20 protein-coding genes are annotated in these 22,639 nt (G+C 42.9%); 6 read left to right on the forward strand and 14 right to left on the reverse strand.

Going from position 1 to position 22,639, the window contains the following annotated elements:
* Positions 1-10: 10 nt before the first annotated feature.
* The 4 genes from G3W54_RS12570 to G3W54_RS12585 all read right to left on the reverse strand — a co-directional run bounded on the left by G3W54_RS12570 (position 11) and on the right by G3W54_RS12585 (position 2,788).
* The gene (locus tag G3W54_RS12570) at positions 11-1,060 is read right to left on the reverse strand and encodes a hypothetical protein (RefSeq protein ID WP_162653365.1); all 1,050 of its coding nucleotides are present in this window, start codon (positions 1,058-1,060) and stop codon (positions 11-13) included.
* 166 nt (positions 1,061-1,226) lie between these two features.
* Positions 1,227-1,715, reverse strand: coding sequence for an Hsp20/alpha crystallin family protein (locus tag G3W54_RS12575; protein ID WP_162653366.1), 489 nt, complete (start codon positions 1,713-1,715; stop codon positions 1,227-1,229).
* 87 nt (positions 1,716-1,802) lie between these two features.
* Positions 1,803-2,231: a host attachment protein gene (locus G3W54_RS12580; protein ID WP_162653367.1), complete on the reverse strand. Its 429-nt coding sequence runs from the start codon at positions 2,229-2,231 to the stop codon at positions 1,803-1,805.
* A 146-nt stretch (positions 2,232-2,377) separates the two neighbouring features.
* Positions 2,378-2,788, reverse strand: a complete 411-nt coding sequence (locus G3W54_RS12585) for a universal stress protein (protein ID WP_162653368.1) — start codon at positions 2,786-2,788, stop codon at positions 2,378-2,380.
* Between the two features lie 214 nt (positions 2,789-3,002).
* On the opposite strand from G3W54_RS12585, the gene G3W54_RS12590 reads away from it, so the two are divergent.
* Positions 3,003-3,416, forward strand: coding sequence for a phasin family protein (locus G3W54_RS12590; protein WP_162653369.1), 414 nt, complete (start codon positions 3,003-3,005; stop codon positions 3,414-3,416).
* 66 nt (positions 3,417-3,482) lie between these two features.
* On the opposite strand, the gene G3W54_RS12595 is transcribed toward G3W54_RS12590, so the two are convergent.
* The 3 genes from G3W54_RS12595 to G3W54_RS12605 form a co-directional block, all read right to left on the reverse strand.
* On the reverse strand, positions 3,483-6,101 hold the full coding sequence (locus G3W54_RS12595; protein WP_162653370.1) for a cation-transporting P-type ATPase: 2,619 nt from the start codon (positions 6,099-6,101) through the stop codon (positions 3,483-3,485).
* Positions 6,098-7,885: an alpha/beta fold hydrolase gene (locus tag G3W54_RS12600; RefSeq protein WP_162653371.1), complete on the reverse strand. Its 1,788-nt coding sequence runs from the start codon at positions 7,883-7,885 to the stop codon at positions 6,098-6,100. Before G3W54_RS12600 ends, G3W54_RS12595 begins: the two co-directional genes overlap by 4 nt.
* A 121-nt stretch (positions 7,886-8,006) precedes the next feature.
* On the reverse strand, positions 8,007-10,121 hold the full coding sequence (locus G3W54_RS12605; RefSeq protein WP_162653372.1) for an acetate--CoA ligase family protein: 2,115 nt from the start codon (positions 10,119-10,121) through the stop codon (positions 8,007-8,009).
* Between the two features lie 194 nt (positions 10,122-10,315).
* On the opposite strand from G3W54_RS12605, the gene G3W54_RS12610 reads away from it, so the two are divergent.
* On the forward strand, positions 10,316-10,666 hold the full coding sequence (locus tag G3W54_RS12610; RefSeq protein WP_162653373.1) for a carboxymuconolactone decarboxylase family protein: 351 nt from the start codon (positions 10,316-10,318) through the stop codon (positions 10,664-10,666).
* A gap of 80 nt (positions 10,667-10,746) precedes the next feature.
* Here G3W54_RS12610 and G3W54_RS12615 read toward each other — a convergent pair whose 3' ends face one another.
* Positions 10,747-11,430, reverse strand: a complete 684-nt coding sequence (locus G3W54_RS12615; RefSeq protein WP_162653374.1) for a helix-turn-helix domain-containing protein — start codon at positions 11,428-11,430, stop codon at positions 10,747-10,749.
* A 135-nt stretch (positions 11,431-11,565) separates the two neighbouring features.
* Between G3W54_RS12615 and G3W54_RS12620 the strand changes: the two genes are divergently transcribed.
* The gene (locus G3W54_RS12620) at positions 11,566-12,309 is read left to right on the forward strand and encodes a response regulator (protein WP_162653375.1); all 744 of its coding nucleotides are present in this window, start codon (positions 11,566-11,568) and stop codon (positions 12,307-12,309) included.
* Here the strand turns inward: G3W54_RS12620 and G3W54_RS12625 are convergent.
* The 5 genes from G3W54_RS12625 to G3W54_RS12645 form a co-directional block, all read right to left on the reverse strand.
* Complete coding sequence (locus G3W54_RS12625; protein ID WP_162653376.1) at positions 12,306-13,829, reverse strand: PAS domain S-box protein; 1,524 nt, start codon at positions 13,827-13,829, stop codon at positions 12,306-12,308. The two genes, G3W54_RS12620 and G3W54_RS12625, sit on opposite strands and share 4 nt — an antisense overlap.
* A 65-nt stretch (positions 13,830-13,894) precedes the next feature.
* On the reverse strand, positions 13,895-15,043 hold the full coding sequence (locus G3W54_RS12630) for a site-2 protease family protein (protein ID WP_162653377.1): 1,149 nt from the start codon (positions 15,041-15,043) through the stop codon (positions 13,895-13,897).
* Positions 15,044-15,140: 97 nt separating this feature from the next.
* A complete protein-coding gene (locus tag G3W54_RS12635) occupies positions 15,141-16,337 on the reverse strand; it encodes an HlyD family efflux transporter periplasmic adaptor subunit (protein ID WP_162653378.1) in 1,197 nt (398 codons plus the stop codon).
* Positions 16,338-16,341: 4 nt separating this feature from the next.
* The gene (locus G3W54_RS12640; RefSeq protein ID WP_162653379.1) at positions 16,342-18,708 is read right to left on the reverse strand and encodes an ABC transporter permease; all 2,367 of its coding nucleotides are present in this window, start codon (positions 18,706-18,708) and stop codon (positions 16,342-16,344) included.
* On the reverse strand, positions 18,708-19,424 hold the full coding sequence (locus G3W54_RS12645) for an ABC transporter ATP-binding protein (protein ID WP_162653380.1): 717 nt from the start codon (positions 19,422-19,424) through the stop codon (positions 18,708-18,710). The genes G3W54_RS12640 and G3W54_RS12645 overlap by 1 nt, the downstream gene beginning before the upstream one ends.
* A gap of 130 nt (positions 19,425-19,554) precedes the next feature.
* Here G3W54_RS12645 and G3W54_RS12650 point away from each other — a divergent pair, with 130 nt between their 5' ends.
* Positions 19,555-19,845 (forward strand): DUF4389 domain-containing protein, encoded by a 291-nt coding sequence (locus G3W54_RS12650; RefSeq protein ID WP_162653381.1) that lies wholly within the window; start codon positions 19,555-19,557, stop codon positions 19,843-19,845.
* Positions 19,846-19,849: 4 nt separating this feature from the next.
* Here G3W54_RS12650 and G3W54_RS12655 read toward each other — a convergent pair whose 3' ends face one another.
* On the reverse strand, positions 19,850-20,158 hold the full coding sequence (locus tag G3W54_RS12655) for a hypothetical protein (RefSeq protein ID WP_162653382.1): 309 nt from the start codon (positions 20,156-20,158) through the stop codon (positions 19,850-19,852).
* A gap of 202 nt (positions 20,159-20,360) precedes the next feature.
* On the opposite strand from G3W54_RS12655, the gene G3W54_RS12660 reads away from it, so the two are divergent.
* Both G3W54_RS12660 and tdh read left to right on the forward strand, forming a co-directional pair.
* Positions 20,361-21,569: a glycine C-acetyltransferase gene (locus G3W54_RS12660; RefSeq protein WP_162653383.1), complete on the forward strand. Its 1,209-nt coding sequence runs from the start codon at positions 20,361-20,363 to the stop codon at positions 21,567-21,569.
* Positions 21,566-22,618 (forward strand): L-threonine 3-dehydrogenase, encoded by a 1,053-nt coding sequence (gene tdh, locus G3W54_RS12665; protein WP_244627888.1) that lies wholly within the window; start codon positions 21,566-21,568, stop codon positions 22,616-22,618. Before G3W54_RS12660 ends, tdh begins: the two co-directional genes overlap by 4 nt.
* Positions 22,619-22,639 lie beyond the last annotated feature (21 nt).

A 22,639-nucleotide genomic window follows, 5' to 3' on the forward strand; every position in this document is an offset into this window, starting at 1 on the left:
GTCAGGTCCGCTATCGTAGAATCCAATAAAGACCCAAACTGCCAATATAGACAACCAGCACAAATACAGAATCCAATCCCATTCTTCCAACTCTTGGCTTCCGCCTAATAAGAAGCCCTATCAAATAAGCTGATGTAACTAAAATACCTAGCGCAGCAGCAAGTTGGACGGTTTTATCTGCAAAACTGAGTATGGCACCTTGTCTAAACAAAAAGTCTGCCGGAAAGACCAACCCAACCATAATAAGATTGCTTCCAAAAATATTGGAAATCGCGAGCGTGTATGCACCCAAACGCACAGCAGCAAGTGTCGTCGATAGCTCGGGTAAAGACGTCGCGCCTGCTAAAAACACAACACCCATTATATCCATTCCAATGCCGGATTGTTCAGAAATCACAACACTCATTTGAACAAGGGAAACACCGGCTATAAAAATCACCGATGCATAGGCAATATTCATCCAAACAACACGCCGTGTAGTTGCGTTATTCACTTGATCAGGCTGACTTTGGGATTGTAAATTTGATTTCACCTCCTGCAGATCAACGGGTATCCAATCATTATTGTCATCATATTTCCTGAGAAGAAAAATGGCGGAGCAATAAAATACGAGTACAAAAAAACTACCGAGTCCAACATTCCAAATAACAATAGGTTCGCCTATTACAACGACGATAATTGACAGTGATAACAATGAAACCAGAAGTGTCGCTTCCAAAGCATGATTAGCTTTACGAGGATAGTTTGATATTGCACCTCTTGCAAAAATATCCGCTGCGGCAAGAACTGCGGTCTGTAGAGCAATTCCGCCGTAAAGGTTATTCAGGGCAAGTCTGGGTCTAGCGTCAATGACGGCGCTAACCGTCGTGGCAATCTCTGGCAATGATGTCGTGGTCGATAAGAACAATAAGCCCATCAAAGACGTTGAAATACCCAACCTTCCCGCTGCCACGTTGGATAGATATGCAAGGCGGGAACCGGATATCCATACAACGGCCGCAAGAATTAGAAACAATAAGATATTCATTAATATCGGAAATTGCGAAAGAACTGTACTCATGGGTTGGCCTCTTACATGAGCATATCAGATATATATGATTTCTGTTTGACTTGCCTCAAAACACAAACAAAATCCTAATTGACTAATAAAATAGCGAGACTGGCACAATGTCATAACTTGCATGATCATTGTAACCAACCTCGCAACCCATATAAAAAATATAGCGCTAACTTACTTTCTCAATTTTTATTTTCTTTGTTTTCATCTGAACTTCCGCTGGCTTTTCTATTGAAACCTTCAATATGCCATTAGAAAACTTTGCATCCACTGTATCTGGGTCCGCTTCAAACCCCAAAGGAACCGAACGCGAAAACCTCCCGTAAGAACGTTCTACCAAACGATAGTTCTTTTCTTCCGTTTTCTGCTCGTCTGACTTTTCACCTTCAATCAACAGATTTTCTCCTATGACCGAGATCTCAATCTCATCCATATTTACACCCGGCAACTCAGTTGAAACTTCCAAACCACCTTCTGTTTCTGAAATGTCAATTTTTGGAACCAGCATGGAGTGGTCGTCGTCAGGAAATGGCATATTCTCCAAATATGGACTTTTCCGAAAATCTTCGAATACTCTATCGATTTCATTCTGAAGGGAATTAAACACGGGTGTGTTTTTTCTAGTGCCAAACAATGAGGGCAAAAAAGATGAAGCCATTCTATGTCTCCTTTCAAGGCTAAGTTATTTCGAATTAAGCTTAGCTTCTTTTGAGTTCATAAAATTGAGATAAGTCAAAAAACCAGATTATAAGGCTACATAATCTCCGAACAGCGACATCAATTTTGGCAACTCTGCGCTCACCATATTTTTAGGAATTTCAGCCGATATTTTCGCGCGTATATTACCTGAAACTTCTTTTCTGAGTTGACCTAGAATATTCGGAGCCGCACAAATAATCAGTCGATCATAATGTGTTTCCAAGTTCCATGTTTCAAGTTGCTCAACAATCTGAATTACAAAATTGTTCCGCAATTCTTCATGTGGCTCCAACGCACTTCTACGATATTGTGTACTCGAAAAGGTACGACCTTTTTGGTCTGTATGTTTCTCATCCAAATCAGCAAAAATCTCCCGCTCGGTGAGTTCATTCAGACCATTGCCTACACCATGCACTTCAAAAATACGGGCACGTTCACCATTCGCAACCAAAATCCAAGTAATTGCTGCCTTCATAATTTTCTCAAATTCAATCTTGGTGTTTAAAGATCACACAACAATAAGTTCTGCGACGTTACTAAAATCTAGTACGATAAAATCCACACCAGTTGCGCCAGAAAACTTCTACATTCTTTACATCAGACATATCCCACCATGTAACATTACCTAACTACATGGACTGAACATTTCGATTTGCGAACAACCCGGGCGGCCGTTGAACCTAGAAGCAAGTCCATCACTTCCGGCTTGTGTGACCCGATAATGATCATATTAGTGCCGCTTTGCTCAGCAAATTCAAGTATTTTGGCAGCAGAATGTCCATGCAATACGACTGCATTAACATCCAGATCTTTCGCGCGAACAACCTCATCTAGTGCACTCTTAGCTCTATCATGTCCCTTCTTCCCGATATCACCAGGTAGTTCTGCGGCAACATAATCAGGAACACTTTCTACTACATTGACAAGTGTGATACGGCCATCATCCGTAAGCAATCGTCTCGCAACTTCCAGCATTTTATCAACCGGGCCTAAATTCCCAACGTCAATCGGAACAAGAATATTTTTGTACATTATGATCTCCATTTAGTTCTTGTAACGATACTAGGTTATTTGCGACCAACTTAAATTGATCTAGCTCAAACAAACTCGCCATCTTAATGGCGCACATATCGATCTAATTCAAAATACGTCACGCATTTTAATCCTTCTACTTTGCGATAGATCAAATCTTCATAATCAAATTCAAATAATCTGAACATAAATTGCAACAGAAGGAGGAATTCTAATGGCCACAGCAAAACCAAAACCCGTTAAACGCGCGCCTGAAGAGGAAAAATTGCTAGAAACATGTTCAGATACTCTGAGAGAAACAATGGAAGGCTTTTCTGAAAACAGCGAAACCTTTATTTCAGGTATGATTACTTATCAACGTGAATTGGCAAATTTCTTTTCTCGTAGGATCTCGGAAGATATCAGCATGCAAAAGGAACTACTTGAGTGCAATACTTTTTCTGATTTTGCAGAGCTCCAAGGTCGCTTTCTTGATAGAGCCGTCAATCAATATAGTGCAGAAGCAAATGAGTTAATGAAGCTTGGTACAGGCATTGTGTCCAAAGAACTTTCAACCATTTCCGAGCATGTGAAATCAATAAACCCTAATCTTGAAGATACATCCGCGAAAAACGTAGCGAGCAAATAATCTGCTGATATCTACGGTGCTTGAAACGCGCATTTTAGTTGATGCGCGTTTTCTTTTCAGCCTGTTTCAAGAAGCTAACCGCATTTGTCGAACTACTTTAATCAACTCCGGAACGATCACAATAGGTAAAGTAATAAGAGCAATGAGCCCCCAGAATTCGAGCGGTATTTCAGCAACATGAAGAATTTGTTGTAGCGGCGGCCAATAAACGACCAAAACTTGCAACCCCAATGTCATAGTCAATGCGCCCAACAGCCAATAATTTGAGAAAAAGCCAATAGCACTCCATGGCAACGATAATGACCGAAAAGCAAATACGCTAAATTTCTCAAGAAAAATCATTGTCGTAAAAGCTACCGTTTGAGCAACTATCACACCATATTCCAACATATAGTGAAAAACGAGAACGCTGCTTACTCCTGTGTATGTAGCAAAAGTCATGATCGTCGCCATGCCTTGCGCGCCAATAATACCATCTTTATTTGATCTTGGTTTTTCTTCCATAATATTTGCTTCACTTTTTTCTAAACCAAGACTAAGAGCAGTGAAGCCGTCTGTGACCAAATTCATCCACAATATCTGAATAGGAAGAAAAATAAGCGGACCACCTAATATTATGCTTCCAGTAATTGCGACAACCTCGCCAGCATTTGAAGCTAGTAAATAGCGAACGAATTTCTTGATATTCGCATATTGTCGACGCCCCTCCTCTATCGCACCAACGATTGAAGCGAAATTATCATCCAACAAAACAAGGTCAGCTGCATCTTTTGCCACATCTGTTCCACGAATACCCATCGCAACGCCAATATCTGATTGTTTCAAAGCGGGTGCGTCATTTACGCCATCCCCCGTCATAGCCACAACATGGCCGTGTGATTGAAGCCGCCTCACAATACGCATTTTGTGTTCAGGCGTCGTGCGTGCAAACATAACATCTTGAGCTAGAAGATGATCAAGTTCATCATCACTTTTAGTCTGCAGCTCATCTCCTGTTACAACGATTGTTGACGGCAAATGCAATGATGACGCTATGGCTAGCGCCGTCTGTGGAGCGTCTCCGGTTATCATAATAACCTTGATACCTGCACTCTTCGCAAGCGCAATCGAATTTTTAACTTCCGGTCGTGGCGGATCAATAATGGCAACAAGGCCAAGAAAGGTTAGATCACGTTCCGTTTCGCTGCATTCTGTGCCCTCCAAGCCGGTTTTTCTTTGTGCAATAGCGAGGACCCTTAGCCCTTTTCCCGCAAAGAAATCATGCTGGGTTTTAATTTGATCCCGCATCTTTTGATCAATCTGCAATACGCCATCCGAGCCCATATACTCGCTGCAAAGTGGAAGTATCTTCTCCAAAGCGCCTTTGATATGAACAATAGCACGACCATCTTCGGCACACACAACGCTCATTCGTTTGCGTTCTGAAGTAAACGGAAACTCACGAACCAAATTTTCACCAGATGGCATCGGAAGCCACGCTTTATAACCTGCAACAATAAGGGCCACTTCAGTCGGCTGTCCTATTTCCTGCCAATGATCCCCTACCTTTTGGATGCTGGCATGGTTGCAAATCATCGCACTTGAAAGCAAACTTTTAAGAGCGGTATTCTTACTGTAATCAAAACGCTTTCCATCTTTTTCAAAATGACCGGCAGGATCATATCCCGTCCCTGTTACATCGATCACTCCACAAACGGGTAACCAGATCTGTGTTACAGTCATTTGGTTTTCTGTCAGCGTGCCAGTTTTGTCGGTGCAAATAACAGACGCAGCGCCGAGTGTTTCGGAAGCTTGCAATCTTTTACTCAAAGCATTTTTAGCAACCATCGCTCTTGCACCAAGAGCAAGAGTAAGTGTTACAACAGCTGGTAAACCTTCAGGAACAACAGCAACAGCCAAAGAAAGGCCTGTCATAACCATATCCAATGGTGCGCGCCCGGAAAGCCACCCGATAAGAACAATTAGCAAAGCTAAGATCAGTGCCATCACACCAAGTTGACGTCCAAGTAACTCCAATTTCTTCTGCAAGTGTGTTGTTTTTTCACCCAATTCGGTAGTGAGTTCAGCAATCTCACCAAATTTAGTGTTCATCCCCGTCGCTGTGACCAAAGCCTCGGCATGACCTTGAACAACGTTGGTGCCCATAAAAGCCTTTCTTTGGCTAGGCTCGATTGCCGAAAAAGATTTATGGACTGCATCAGATTCACCGGTGAGGACAGACTCGTCCACCTGAAACTCGACTGTATTTTGTAAAGCCACATCAGCAGGAACTTTCTCGCCAGTTCTCAGTATAAGAAGATCGCCGACAACAATTTCAGAAACTGGAATTTGCGTCTCAACTCCATCTCTCACAACAATTGCTTTATGGGAAAGCATAGAACGCAGCGCCTCAAGCGTTCTCTCCGCTTTCCACTCCTGAAAAAAACCAAGACATCCATTCAAAAAAACAATCGCAAGAATAGCAATTCCATCGACCAACTGCCCCATAAAAATGGCAACCGCCGCCGCGAAAATCAGAATCAGAATTAAGGTGCTTGCAAATTGCCTAAGTGTAATTTTCCACCATGGTGTTCCTGATTGGGTGCGCAGGACGTTGGGACCGAATTTCAACAGAAGACTTTTTGCTTCCTCACTGGACAGACCAGCAGCTGATGGTTGAAGAAGAATTTGATCTGTCTGGTTCATCGTTGTAACACATACGTTCCAGGCGCATCACCGATTGCATCTTCAAACAAACGAGATTGCCTATCTGCCGCATCAACGCATTCTGACGAAGAGCGTTCATTAAGCCAACTGATCCAAGCAGGCCACCACGATCCTTCTTGAACGGGATGTTGTTCTAGCCATTTCTCTGCCGAAATATGAAGGTCACCTTCATTTTTAACCCCACTCCTAAAATGTCGGCCTTTATGTCCGGGTTCACTGACCACGCCTGCATTGTGTCCCCTGTTCGTCAAAACAAATGTCACATCTGTGTCAGTTAACGCATTTATTTTATATACAGACTTCCACGGAGAAACATGATCCTGCTCTGTTCCGACAGCAAAAATTGGTTGTCGTATGTCGGATAAAGAAACTGCTGAACCGTCAACTTTCAGACGTCTTTGAGCAAGATCATTATTTAAGAACAACTTATTCAGATACTCACTATGCATTTTTGCCGGCATTCTCGTGCTGTCAGCATTCCATGCCATCAGGTCGTTCATTTTCGTTCTTTCACCAAGCAGATAATGGCGGATTACTCGCGACCAAATCAGATCATTTGAGCGTAGCATCTGAAATGCACCAGCCATTTGCTCGGCCTTAAGATAACCCTGTTCGCGCATAATATTCTCAAGAAAAGCAAGCTGGCTTTCATTGATAAACAACGTTAATTCGCCCGCGTCGGCAAAATCGACCTGAGCAGCAAATAAAGAGATAGAATTAATGGGTATGTGTTTCTTCTTAGCTAAAAATGCTGCTTCTATTGCCAGTAGTGTACCACCCAGACAATAGCCTGCCATATGGATACCTGTTTTTGGCAGCCGCCTATTTACTTCATTTATGGCCGCCCTGATCCCCAACTCTCGATAATCATCCAAGGAAAGGTTCTGATCTTTCTTAGACGGGTTTTTCCATGAAATGATGAAAACGCTATAGCCTTGTTCCGTAAGATATTTGACGAGCGAATTATGTGAAGACAAGTCAAGAATATAATATTTCATGATCCATGCTGGCACGATCAGAATCGGCTCTTTCCGAACCTCTTCAGTTACAGCATCATAATGCAGTAATTCTATCAATTCGTTACGAAAAACCACTTTTCCTGCGGTGCAGGCGACATTCTTTCCAACATGAAACCCATCCATAGACCGCGGCTTGGCACCCGTTAAACGATCCAGGTCTTCTTTAAAAAGCTTTGCTCCCCTTATGAAATTTGCACCAGACTCTTTGAACGTACGGTTCAGAACAACCGGATTTAATAAGGCAGAGTTGGACGGGCTAATCATATCGAGAGATTGCCTTGCCATAAAAGATACTATCTGCTGATTTTTCTCGCTTAATCCAGGTACTTCCGAAGTTGCTTTTCGCCACCAATCTTGCGCATTTAGAAACATCGAAACATACAAATTATGAGGAAACTTCTGCCACAACGGATCTTGAAAACGGCGATCTTCCAATCCATATGGCGAACACTTTTCAACTGGCGTGCTCTCATTCAAATCGAAAGTAATAAACGGGTATTCTGCATTTGCTGCGCAGGAGTTTTTTGATGCTGCTTGCCAAAGCTCTGCCAACTTGCTCGGAGAGGTAATTAGGTGCGTTAACCAATCATAATATGCCATACTTAATGCAAGTGGAGACAAACCACCGGTAAAACGGCCCACAGACGCATGTAGCCTTTGATCTAATTCTCTCAAACTCTGTTCGATATCTTCAATTTTTGTATCAGGAGTTTCTAACCGTCGCTTGAACTCACCATCATCCATAATACATCTCCAACATATCTGAGATGCTTATTGTAAGACCTATCTGGTGGTACGAATTGACACAAATCAAAGGATGAAAAAACAAACTCCAAAAACCGCAACCCAACCAACTATCTGTATTTCAATTCTTCAAACCAATGCGGGCATCCAGCGCTATGATCCCATTTACATCAGCAATAAGCGGATTGATATCAAGTTCCGCGATGGCTGGAAAATCTGAAGCAAGTTGGGATATTGCGGTAATTGCTTTGCAAATGGCCTCCTCATCAGCGGCAGGCACATGTCGATAACTTTTAAGCAGTTTACCAATACGTGTTTTCGAAATCATTTTTGTTGCATCCAATGTATAAACAGGAGGAAGCTCGATCACTTTGTCATTCATCACTTCTACCGCAGTTCCTCCCGCGCCGAACATGATGATCGGCCCAAATGTTGCATCCTGCGCAATACCCAAAATTAATTCTCTCGCATGCTCACGCTTTATCATTGGTTGAACAGCAAAACCTTGAATAGTTGCATCGGGCATTAGCTTCTTAACTCGATCAAGCATCCGGGTGGCCTGCTTTACTGCCTCTTGAGGCGTTTTAATATCAAGCACCACACCGCCGACTTCGCTTTTGTGCGTAATCTCTTCTGAGACTATTTTTATAACACATGCATCAATATTCGATTGAAGCATCACTCTTTCCGCAACTTTGCGAACTTCTGTCAGATCATGAGCTACAAGTGTTTGAGTGACCGGAATACCATAGGCTGCAACAATCTCTTTTGCCTCGTACTCCGACAGCGTGCTTCGATTTTCTTGATTTGCGTTATGAATGATTTGGGCGACGTAATCCTGCCTATCAAGTGCGATTGATGACTTTACTTCTGCTGATTGTTTCAAATCTCCTAAAAGATCGTGATATTGAGATAGATGATGCAGTGCAGTTATTGCATCTTCCGGCGATTCAAAGGTCGACATTCCCGCATCATCAAAAATACCACGCGCTGATTGAGCGGTCTCATCTCCCACCCAACATGTGACAACCATTTTCTTATTATCATGGGCAGCTATATCCGTCGCAATATCTTTCGCTATTTGTACATTTGAAGAAGCGGACGTAGGGCAATTGAGAATAACAATTGAATCATATGTCTCATCCGACAATGCAGCTCTAAATGCAGCCCGATATCTGTCAGAATCTGCATCTCCTATAATATCAATGGGGTTTGAACCTGACCAATTTTTTGGAAGCACATTATCTAAATTGCTGATGAGATCACCAGATGGCGGTGCCAACTCCATACCCGACTGCAAGACCCGATCAGCGGCAATAATACCAAGGCCACCACCATTGGTAATGATTGCCGGCCTGTTGCATTTTCCTTTTGGGTGATTAGAAAGCAGTTCACCAACATCAAACAAATCCTCCAATGTATCCACACGCACCAACCCACATTTTCGAAATGCGGCATCGTAAACTTCATCACGCCCGGCCAATGCACCGGTATGTGACATGACGGCTTTAGCAGATTGTTCGGTCAATCCGACCTTAATTACTATAACGGGTTTTTTGTTTGCTGCATGACTAGCTGCTTTCATAAAATCAGCTGAACTTTTGATCGCTTCCATATATATTAATATTGCACCTGTTTCTGGATCATCACCCAAATATTCGAGCATGTCAGCGATAGAAACATCGACTGCATCCCCAAGTGATACAAGGTGTGAAAAGCCGATATCCTTAGGCCGCGCCCAATCAATAACCGATGTCAAAATCGCCCCCGATTGGGAGATAAATGCAATGTCACCTTTCTTCGGCATCAGATGAGAAAAACTAGCATCTAGGCCAATTCGAGGGGTCATAAGCCCCAGGCAATTTGGCCCGATTAATCTCACGTCATGTTTTTTGGCTAAACCTGCAATTTCCAATTTATCCGGCACACCAGCGGTAACGATCGTTGCAGCCCCGCAACCAATTCGACCCAAACTATCAACAAGAGAATGCACAGTCGCTGGCGGCGTTACAATGATCGCCAGATCAGGTATTTCTGGCAGCTCTTCCACCCTCGCATAGCATCGCGTTTCATAAAGATTTTCATACTTTGGGTTCACAAACCAAACCGAGCCATCAAACCCACCTTTAAGAAGATTTTTCGCTACAGCCTTACCTAAAGACCCGTCTTTTTCGCTCGCACCGATAAGAACAACCGAACGGGGGCGAAGTGCTTTCTTTAAGTTAATTGAAGACATTTGATTGCCCTTACTTATGAGGTGAATGGATAAGGTGAGAATACTTCAAAGAACAAGTAGTGCTTTGATCCTTATCAAAAAGGCTGCCTTAATATCATTCTCAGTCTACGACCTTCAAATTTGATAAAGGTCAAATAGTCAATATTTCACCGTGGTAAAGTTCTTCAAAATTAAGCTGAATAGGAGCAAAAATCATGAAAGACTATTTACAAGTCGCCGACGAATATCACTCAGGTTATGGTAAACTAAGTAACGACATCCCAGGACCAACAGCGGCATTTAATGATCTCGTTGGCAAAGTCATAACCGATGGCGCTTTATCGGTTAAAACCAAAGAACTTATTGCGTTTGGAATAGCAATCACCGTTCGCTGTGATGGATGTATAGCAGCACATGCAAAAAGTATCTTCAAAGCTGGTGCCAGTCGCGAGGAAGTAGCTGAAATGATCGGCGTAGCTATTTTAATGGGCGGCGGTCCGTCCACAGTCTATGGTGTAGAAGCTATGCGAGCTTACGACCAACTAGCGAAGGCAAATGAAGATTAATCTTGAAAGCGCCATTAAAACCTTTGTAAACAGCGCATTCAATTTCTGCCTTGCAAGTGAACAGGCTCGATATGTACAACTTATTCATCAGGATTACTCACATTTAACAAAATGGATGGCTCTAAAATAACAACTGTTTTAGAGCCATCAAATTCAACTATTCCGTCTTTACGGAGTCTAGTAAATGTCCGGCTTATCGTCTCTATAGTTAACCCAAGAAAATCCGCGATATCAATTCTACTCATCGGCAATGATATTTTTATGGCCTGACCATCGTGAGTGCATGAGCGGTCAGCAATTGCTATGAGGAATGACGCGAGTTTTTCGGTTGCCGATTTTTTCCCAAGCATCATGAAGTGCTCTTGCATTCCGCACACTTCTGCCGCCATATACTTCAACATTCTGTCACTAAAATCTGGATCTGTGTCCGAGCGGGCACTACAGGCATTTTTCCTGAATACGCGAACCTTCATATCCATGATTGCCTCACATTCGTAATGATATTTGCAATCGTGGCTCACACCAACAAAATCGGATGGATATCCAAATGATATGATTTGCCTCCGGCCATTACTCAAAACCATAGAAGATCGACAGACGCCCTCTATTATTTCATAGACAGCATATGCATCATCGCCTTCATGAAATAAAATCGAACCAGCCGGAATGCTTTTAATCGTGAGACCAAGACCCTCATTGCAAAGCAACGTTGTTGCTTGAATAGCTTCAATACCTGCGGTAAATTCATGCGAAGTCACATACATTTTTGTCTCCATCGGTTTGTTGCCATATTTGATGATCATATATGACATTATAAATGTATCGACAATTTGGTTGGTTTGTATCAAATTGTATCAATAAGTATTGGTCGATGTAGGCATTCAACAGAGAGTTTCACTATGGACCAAGGCAAAACAATCCTAGTTGTCGATGATGATAGCAAAATCAGAAACTTACTCCGCCGATGCTTGGAGGCAGATGGTCATACCGTGGTCGAAGCGTCTAACGCGTTAGAAGTTGATGCTCAAATATCAGCGCAAAACATACACCTGATTACACTGGATCTGCAACTCGGCAAAGACAACGGCCTTACTATTGCTTCCGCGCTCAGAGACAAAAGTGATGTACCAATTGTCATGGTAACCGGGAAAGGTGATTTGATAGATAAAGTCGTAGGGCTGGAAGTTGGCGCAGATGACTATATTGCAAAACCATTTCATATACGCGAAGTACAAGCGAGAATTCGCTCGGTGCTAAGACGAAGCGAACTTCGACAGTCTGCTGATCACTCTGATTTACGAACTCAATGCGATTTAGAACATAAATATATGTTTTCCGGATGGGTTGCAGATCCGGCACGGCAGGAGCTTCTAACACCAAATAAAAATGTATGTGATTTAACGACGACCGATTTCAAGTTACTTATGATATTTTTAGATAGTCCAAAACGTATCTTGTCTCGAGATCATATTATGGACAGCCTTAACGGCAATGAATGGACACCCTACGACAGAACGGTGGACAATCAAGTTGCGCGCCTTCGAAAGAAAATTGAGATTGATGCAAATAAGCCCAGTATCATTAAAACAGTTAGAGGTGTTGGATACATGTTTACCTCTGATGTGGAAAAAAGCCCCCGCTAGACTAATAACTCACGCAACATATGTGCCAGGTCGTTTAGTTTATATGGTTTCCGTAAAAGGTTGATAGAGCGGATAGTTAACTCGTCGGCATGTACGAGGTCTTCTGCATAGCCCGAAGTCATCAAAATAGCTAAATCCGGAAATTTTTCCCCCACATATCCAGCTAGTTCATAGCCTGACACACCGCCGGGCATCACAAGGTCGGTAAATACGAGCCTAATGTCTCCTCGTTGTTCCAACAATTCAATGGCTTGTTTCCCATTATCAGCTGTCACTGTTCGATAATTTAGCGCTTCTAGCCGCTCCACTGTCAACCGTTGCACACGCAAATCATCTTCGACAACAAGTATCAGTTGACCATTACCATTTTGGATTTTCTCTTGCCTTTTGGCGATCTCTTTAAAGTAGCCCTGCTCACCTCTGGGAAGATAAATGTTGACCGTACTGCCTAAGCCAAGTTCGGAATAAACAGTTACATGACCACCAGATTGCTTAGCGAAACCATGCACCATCGAAAGACCAAGCCCTGTTCCTTTACCTGGAACCTTTGTTGTAAAAAAAGGCTCGAACACATGTTCAATCGTTTTGGCATCCATACCCTCACCAGTATCTGATACTGAAATACGTACATATTGCCCCTCCGCAATACCCGCTTCTTTGGCCAGATACTTATCATCAATAATCGCGTTTGACGTCTCGATAAATAATTCGCCGCTAGACTTCATGGCATCTCGGGCATTAACAGCCAAATTGATCACAGCACTTTCAAACTGTCCTGGATCAACTTTAACACTCCACAAATCTTCAGCCAATTTTGTTTTGAGCTCCAAATCGCTTCCGATTGTACGTGATAAGATACTCAACATAGAAGTGATATGACCATTTAAATCTGTTTGCTGGGGTTGCAACACGCTCTTTCGAGCAAATGTCAGTAATCGCATGATTAGGTCAGCACCGGACTCAGCAGCTACTTGCGCTTCATTTATTAGCTTAAGTTGAGACTTGTCCTTCATTTGCATTTCGACAAGTTCCAAGTTTCCAATAATCACCGTTAGTAGATTATTGAAATCATGAGCAATACCACCAGTTAACTGGCCAATCGCTTCCATTTTTTGAGATCGCGCCAGCGCTTCTTCTGACTGTTTTCGACGCGTAAGATCGTGAATAATTCCCGTGAAAAAAACTTCGCCATCGACTTCATATTTGCTGACCGATAGATGCATCGGAAAAACCGAACCATCTTTTCGCTTTCCTTGAACGTCTCGCCCTATCCCAATGATGCGATTTTCACCTGTCTGAAAATGAGCATCAATGTAATCCTGATGCTCTGATGCCCAATGTTCAGACATGAGGCACTTTATGTTCTGGCCAACCAGCTCCGTACCAGAGTACCCAAAAAGATTGTTTGACGCTTTATTGTTAGATTGAACGATCCCATCTGCATTAATGGTAATAATGGCATCGACCGCTGCCTCTAATAATACATCGAGTTTTGCGACTTTATGGGTTCTATCGGGCATGAAAACTTATCTCGACTGGGATTACCCACTTTAAGTGGGTATATACCCGATTGTCAAAACCAAACTTAACTTTTAGATGTCAGTACACCAGCATGCAGATCATTTCTAATTGCCAAAAATGTCATCATGTCCGCTAACGAAACAACTCCTAAGAGCTTGCCATCTTCCTCAACCAACATTTTGCGTCGCCCACCCTCAACCATTTTCTTAAACAATTGCTCCATTGACACCAAGGGCGTGATGGTATTTTCTAAACTGGTTTTCTCAAACACATCCATAATCTTTGTGATTTGTCGGTTCTCTTCATCGATCGATTGTAGCATGTCTAAAGAAACAAACCCCATGAGGTGATTTCCCTCAAGAACAGGCACGAACGTAACATTCTTAGCTATAATAATATTGTCTATAACCGATTGAACGGATTGATCAATTTGCGCCGAATAGACCTTGCGCGACATAATCGAATTAACATTCTGCCCCTTGAGTGTGTTGGAAATAACCAGTTGTTGATAACTTCCCCTTGATGCATTTATGACAAAGAAGCCAATCAATATTTGCCAAAAGCCGCCCATAGTGTTCTGCGAGAACAGCGACAGCACGCCAAGAATGATAAGAAACCATCCAAATCCAGTTCCAAACATACTCGCGATAGATGTAGCCCAAAGGAGATCTTTTTTAAAATACCAAAGCATTGCGCGCAAAATTCGTCCGCCGTCGAGTGGAAAGGCAGGCACTAAGTTAAAGCACGCTAGAACAAAATTTATCAAAGCCAGATAATTTAGTGCAGCGACAAGCGGTAAAGAACTTCCAAACTCAGTTAGCGCACCCGCGAGAGCATAAAACCCACCTGCGAGAACAAAACTCGCGATCGGTCCGGCTATAGCAATCCAGAACTCCGAAACAGGCGTACGAGGCTCTTCATCAAGTTGAGCAACACCTCCAAATATGAAAAGCGTAATACCCTCAATTTTTAGCCCATATCGACGAGCTACAATCGAATGCGATAGTTCATGCAAAACCAATGATGCGAAAAAACCAAGCATCGACACTACGCTTAGAGCAAGATAATCATAGCGTGTATAACCCGGCAAAGTTTCAGGAAAATAGTTATCCGCTAAACTCCAGACAATAAGAGCGGCAATAAGAATCCAACTCGGATCAAGCCTAATTTTGAAACCTGAAATTTCAGTGAGTTCGAAAGCATTTTTAAACATTCTGACAACCTCTCAGTTTGCCTAGAAATATGTAATCATGCCTTACAAAAATAGGATTTGATTTATCTCAAATTCCAAATCAATTCCCTCAGGAAAATTATCGCATTGTAATTTGACTACCCTCAACCAACTTGTCGCTGGGGAAAAGAACAACTTTATCCCCCACTGCAAGTCCAGTTAACACCTCAGCAAATTCCTGATTGAGATGACCAATTTCAACGTCCTGTAATTTGACAGTTCCACTGTCATCAACAAACACTACCCAAGTTCCACCTTGTCTAAAGAGCGAGGAAATAGGTACTTGTACTACGTCATCCTTTTGCCAAATCTTGAGGCTAACTAGAAGCTGATAACCATGACCAAGGTTTTCCGGAATATTATGCAGGTCAATGACAACATTCACCCGTTGCTCCTCAATACCCAGAGATGATGTTTTCGTAAAAGCAGCAGGATCAATGCGCCTCACTTGTCCTGCGAGCGGGATATCTCCTCCCCAATCCGTCATCACAACATCTGTAAGTTTATGAATTTTTGCCGCATCACTTGATAGTAGGTCAACGATAACTTCAAGATTTTTAGGATCACCAATTTCAGCAATCGTTTCACCAGCATTGATCACTCTTTCGCTATGATTTGCAACATTCAACACCACACCACTTACTGGAGCGACCACATTGATACAACATTGCTCATCTGAGTCTGAAGACAAATTTTCTTCTGGTTGCTTAAGGCGAACAAGTAAACTTTTCAGCTCAGCTTCTCGCATCGAGATCGCCGCTTCAGCACTTATAACTTCTGCCTTCGCCAACTCAAGGGCATTCACTTTTCGTTCTAGTTCGCTAATTGACAAAACATTTTTGTTCGCAAGGCTCTCTGCTCGAGTGGCATCCGATTGAGCTTGGTTTAGCGTCGTTTTTGCAAGTTGCAAATTCGCGTTTGCCAAAACAACCGCCGCTCGCGATGCGTCAGCTTTCGATTGGATTTCATTTATCGTCCGGTCATCAAGAAACGGGGGATCCAGCGGATGTATAGATGCTATTATCGTATCATCCTTTTCTACATACTGCCCCTCATCTAGCTGGACCCGGCTAAGATGTCCGGCAATCGGTGCAGAAACGGTATAAATATTTCGAACCCTTGTGCGGCCTTCCTCCAATAGGTCAACTTGCATCGGCCCAGAAACAACAGATACGAGATCGACGAGTACAGGTTTTTCTCGATATAATTCATATATGGCAAACAGGATTGTTGACCCAATTATAATCAACAATGAATATTTCATAAACTTACGCATTGGGTTACTCCCTTGTTTTTAATACTCGTATGAGATCAAGATTATCGATACGTCGACGAACAATGAGTGTGGAAAATACAGATGCGAGAAGAACAACTAAACTTGCATTTGCAAATGTTGCGGGTTTTATTACAAGCGGAATTCGAAATAGATCTGTCTCAAATCCTTTAACCACCGACCATGCAAACCCCCATCCGAGAACCCACCCCAGCGGCAATGCAAGCAACACGATCAACGCTATTTCGGTCAAAAGCACGCCAGAAACTTCACCTTTTGTAAAACCAAAAACGCGAAGACTTGCCAGCTCCCTAGCTCTCTCAGAAAGCTGAATGCGAGCTGAGTTATAAATAACACCAAAGGTGATAATAACAGCCAATCCGACATACACCGCTGTCATCGTTGTTATATTCTGCTCAACTGTATCCTGAAATTTTTGTCGCGATATATCCTGTAGAGCCACGCCTGCAATTGCAGGTGTAGCCTTGATCAAACGATAAACCTCATCCAGTTTATGACTATCAAGTTGAACATGAACCCCACTAATTTTCTGTCCATCACGGATTATGCGATTAAGCGTATTGATATGTGTGTAGGCTGTTAAGCCGACATAGCTTTGCGCTTTCGCAACAATTGGAATAGATACAATACGGTTATCACGCCTGGTAAGATTGACCTGTACAGAATCGCCAACCTTAAGATTGAGTTTTGCTAAAACCCGTTCTGATAAGATTAGACCATTTTGCAATGGGGAAAGAGGTTTCTGCTCTTGATCCAAGATCCGCGATAGGTTTGCACCTTCAACCGTACCGACAATAATCAGTTGTTGTTCGACCAAACCATTTTTTAGTTTTACAGGTTCTGAACGAAATACTTCGCCATCAATGACACCTGGTATTTTTTTGACAAGTGAAATCGCACTTTTCGGTTGATCATGATTAAATGTGATCGTCGCGTCTTGCCTTTCTGTCTGAAAGTAGATGATGTCGATCATCTCGTCGATTGAATCATATGAGAATAGGGATGTAATCAACAGGGCAACAGACATAGATACACCAAGTATAGTCAGGCCCGATCGCACCGGCCATCTCAACAGGTGTCTTACTGCCATAACATTCAATCGAGTTAGAAGTTTAAACCTCAGTAGCCACTTCAGACCAATTGCGCGATACGCTGTTGGCGCCGGAGGACGCATTGCAACAGCAGGCGGAAGTTTTACAACAGAATAAATCGCCCTTGATGCACCCAGCAAGGCTGCCCCAACCGACAAGCCGCCCGCGATTACATAGAGATCGATACTTCCCTCAAAAATGAGAAACGGAAACGAATAGAAACTCGCATAAAGGCGCGTCAAACCCCGCCCTGCCCACCAACCAAAACCGGACCCGATGATCAAACCAACCAAGGCAATAGCTATAACCAGTTTTGCATAATGCCAGGATATTGCAAAATTAGAATATCCGAGTGCTTTTAGCAGGCCAATTTGCTCTCGTTCCAAAGCAAGTAATCGATTGAGGATCATATTGACTAAGAATGCTGCCACAAACAAAAAAATCGGTGGAATAACCCGCGCCATTCCTCGTAACTGATCCAGTTCGGCATCCAGAAAAGCATGCGAAATCTGGTCCTTGCGTCCATAGGCAGCAGCACCACCATAAGGTTTGAGTATGCCGTTAATATCTTGAATTATTTTCTTTTGTGCTGCATTGCGCGTTGTTTTAAAACTAACATCATTAAACGCGCCTTCCATGTCATAAATGCCAGATAACAAAGTTTCGGACATAAACAACACACCAAATCGCCTCTCATCAGGCACCATGTCGCCAGGGCCAATATTGTAGATATATTCCGGTGACAAAACGATACCAACAATATTGAGGTTCCTTGCGTGCCCGTTTAAAACTACTTTCAACTTGTCACCAATCACAAAATCATGAGCACGCGCAAAAGTTTCAACGACAGCCACTTCATTGGAACCTGATGGCGCAGGCAGGCGTCCGTTTCTTACGTGCAATCGATTAACCAGAGGAAGCCGGTGATCGGGCAGTGAAACCACTATCCCCGATGCTGGTTCCTTCATGCCAATCACCTGCAATTGAACCGGTTTAACAATCCGTGTTTCAATATTGGTAACACCAGAAATTTCAGAAAGCTGCCTGACAACACGTTTTGGCGCGCGCGTTACCGTTGAAAATATTGAACCAAATCGATAGCGTTCATAAAATGCCGATTGCGTTTCAGCCAGTGAGCGATATGCGCCAACCGCTATGATAATTGTTGATACGCCGCACGCTAATACAAGAGAAATTGCCAGGGCCTGAACCCATAATTTTCGAAGGTCTCTGAAGAGTTTTACATCTAATACCGAAAACATTACCAGATCACTTCCTCTGGCCTTATCCGGTTTTCGTTAACGTCCTCACGTTCAATTTTGCCATCTTTAAAAAACAGCACACGATGAGCAATTTTCTGGATACCGGCATTATGGGTGATAATGACGGTTGTTGTACCCAATTCTTCATTTACCCGTTGTAGTGCATTGAGCACAACAATCCCGGTTTTTGAATCTAACGCACCCGTTGGCTCATCGCATAGTAATACTTCTGGCCTTTTCGCAATCGCACGAGCAATAGCCACCCTTTGTTGCTCTCCTCCAGAAAGCTGGGCCGGAAAATGGCTCGCTCGGTCAGTCAGATCAACCATTGCCAATGCATCTTCTGCTCTCATCGGATTTTTGGAAACTTCTGTTACCAAGGCGACATTTTCCAACGCACTTAAACTTGGGATCAGATTATAGAATTGGAACACAAACCCAACATGATCGCGCCGATAGCGCGTCAACTGTCTCTCATTGCATTTACCAAGATCAAGGTCTTTAAATGTGACACCACCCTGACTAGGTTGATCTAACCCACCAAGAATATTCAAGAACGTCGATTTTCCACTGCCAGAGGGTCCAAGCAATACCGACATTTCCCCTCGATAAAGGGTCATATCCACACCATCAAGAGCGCGCACTTCCACCTCACCACTTTCGTATATTTTAGTGAGGTTTTGCGTTGTAAATATTTGCGTTCTTGAGTCATCCATTCAACACTAATAGCTCATCTCAAACTGCAAATTGTTGATCTAGCTCAATTCCGTCAGAATTGACCAAAATCAATAGACGACGCTTTCCGGATGTAAACTTCCTCCATTATTTTTTGAACTGGAGATTGTTATGGTGGAAGAAAACCAAACACTTGATGATGAAAATCACCTGATAAAGCGCACAATATGGATTCGAGGATTACTCGTTATTGTTTTTTTATTACTGTTCGGATTTGCAGAAACAATTCTATTCTTTTCCGCCGCCATCCAATTTATCTGGATGCTAATTAGAGGAAAAAGAAATGAACATATTGCTGAGTTTGGTACAGATTTAGGAAATTGGCTCGCTGCGGTTGCCCGTTTTCAATCAGGTGCGTCGGAAGAACTGCCGTTTCCATGGGAAAAATGGAAACAACACTAATATTTTAGTGTAGATTCGATTTTCTACGGCCAATTGTGACCACCCAGCTTATCTTCTTGGGTGATCCGGATAGATCAAACTCTTCTTCCAATGAACTGATTTCAGAATGATGTCCACAATCAAGGCGAAATGATAAACTACCTTGCGCAACATACGATAGTTTAAGTAACTTGACATCATGCCTGACAAAAATCTGCATGCATTTAGCAAGTTCATTCCATGTATTTTCAGCCCGAACAGTTACATCGAGCGTCAGGACATGATCGGAAAACACGGATGAAAGTTCTTCATATCTATTTGCATTTGCGAGCATTCTGATCTCCTGTCATTCCAAATATCCGGACGATCGAAGGACGCTCATCCGCTTTAGCTGCATTTGTTGAGCGCCCGCAATCTGTCGATCAAATCGGCGCCATTTATGAAAGCAACCTAATCAAAATTGAGTATCCATGTCAAGAAAATTCCTTGATAACGGATTAAATCCAATATATTGTATTTTGAAACTGGAGTACATCATGTCGAATTCGTTTCTCAATCATGTTTCTGACACGCTGAAAGATATTCGCGATGAAGGTCTTTTCAAGACTGAACGTGAAATCACCTCACCACAATCAGGCAAAATTCTTGTGACTATAAAGGAAGGGCAACAAAAAGAAGTTATAAACCTTTGTGCGAACAACTATTTAGGCTTGGCAAACCATCCATTGCTTGTAGAAGCAGCAAAGAACGCGATGTCCACACACGGTTATGGTATGGCCAGTGTTAGATTTATTTGCGGAACACAAGATCTTCACAGACAACTTGAACAACGCTTGGCTCAATTTCTTGGCAAAGATGACAGCATATTGTTTGCGGCGTGTTTTGACGCAAATGGCGGCTTATTCGAGCCGCTGTTAGGTCCAGAGGATGCCATCATTTCCGACAGTTTAAATCATGCGTCGATCATTGATGGGATTCGATTATGTAAAGCAAAGCGCTATCGCTATCAAAACTCTGACATGGACGACCTGGAGCTCCAATTAAAAACAGCTAAGGAAGCCGGCGCAAGGTTTATCATGATTGCTACAGATGGTGTCTTTTCGATGGATGGGTACCTTGCAAAACTTCCGCAGATAACAACTTTAGCTGAGCAGTATGGTGCCCTTGTTATGGTTGATGATTGCCATTCAACAGGCTTCATGGGTCCAAATGGAGAAGGAACTGCCGCCCATTTTGGTATCAATGACAAAGTCGATATCTTAACCGGTACATTAGGTAAAGCGCTTGGCGGCGCTATTGGTGGATATATTGCAGGACCACAACCTGTTATTGATCTTCTAAGACAAAGAGCACGGCCTTATCTATTTTCCAATGCACTACCTCCCAGCGTTGTCGCCGCGTCTATGATAGCTATCCAACTTGTGGAAGGCGGGCATGACCTCCGAAAACGTTTATTCGAAAACTCGACCTATTGGCGCACAGGGCTAACCGAACTTGGGTTTGAATTAAAAAAGGGAGAACATCCCATCATTCCGGTAATGCTAGGTGATGCCAAAGTTGCACAAGCCATGGCGCAACGACTTTATGAACTGGGCGTCTATGTCTCCGGTTTCTTCTTCCCTGTCGTGCCGCGTGGTACCGCTCGTATTCGAACACAAATGAGCGCGGCTTTATCTAAAACAGACCTCGATGAAGCATTAAATGCATTCAAGATAGCAGGTGCAGAATTGGGTATTCTAAAATGAGAACCTGTTCCAACGATCAAATGAAGTCACTCATCAAATCCAAACCGGAAAAAGGCCTTTGGATGGATTTTTCGAAAGTTCCGGATATTGGGGCTGATGATGTACTTATAAAAATCAATAAAACAGGAATATGCGGCACAGATATTCACATATGGAATTGGGATGAATGGGCCTCGAAAACCGTACCTGTTCCTCTCATCACAGGACATGAATTTGCAGGCGAAATTGTTGAACTTGGAAGCAATGTTGAAGACCTGACAATTGGACAGCGGGTCAGCGGAGAAGGCCATCTGGTTGGCAAAGAATCGCGTCAATCGCGAGCGGGGAAATTTCATCTGGATCCTGAAACCAGAGGCATCGGTGTCAATGAACAAGGTGCCTTTGCCGAATATCTTCGCCTGCCAGCTTTCAATGTGGTGCCACTTCCGGACGAAATCAGTGATGATATTGGAGCTATTCTTGATCCCCTAGGAAATGCTGTACATACAGCACTGAGTTTTGATCTGGTTGGTGAGGATGTACTGATCACAGGAGCTGGCCCCATTGGCATAATGGCAGCAGCAATAGCCAGACATGTTGGTGCGCGCCATGTGGTCATCACCGATATAAATCAGGATCGGCTCGACCTTGCCGCGCATGTAACGGACGTTATTCCAGTCAATGTCACATCTCAAGATCTCAAATCCGTCATCCCGGAACTGGGCATGAAACAAGGTTTTGACGTTGGGCTTGAAATGTCAGGTAATCAACAAGCCTTAGATCAAATGGTAGATAATCTCGTCATGGGTGGCCAAATTGCAATGCTCGGCATTCCGCCAGGGAAAAGCCCTGTTGACTGGTCCAAAATAGTGTTCAAAGCAATAACAATTAAGGGTGTTTATGGGCGAGAAATTTTTGAAACATGGTACAAAATGATCGCAATGCTTCAAAATGGCCTCGACATTTCTAAGATCATCACACATCGTTTTCCGGCAGATCAATTTGAACAAGGATTTGCGGCAATGTTATCTGGATCGAGCGGAAAAGTTGTTCTCGATTGGACACGCTAATATTATTGAAATGATGTGAAT

It is taken from the genome of Lentilitoribacter sp. Alg239-R112 (assembly GCF_900537175.1).
Taxonomy (GTDB): Bacteria; Pseudomonadota; Alphaproteobacteria; order Rhizobiales; family Rhizobiaceae; genus Lentilitoribacter.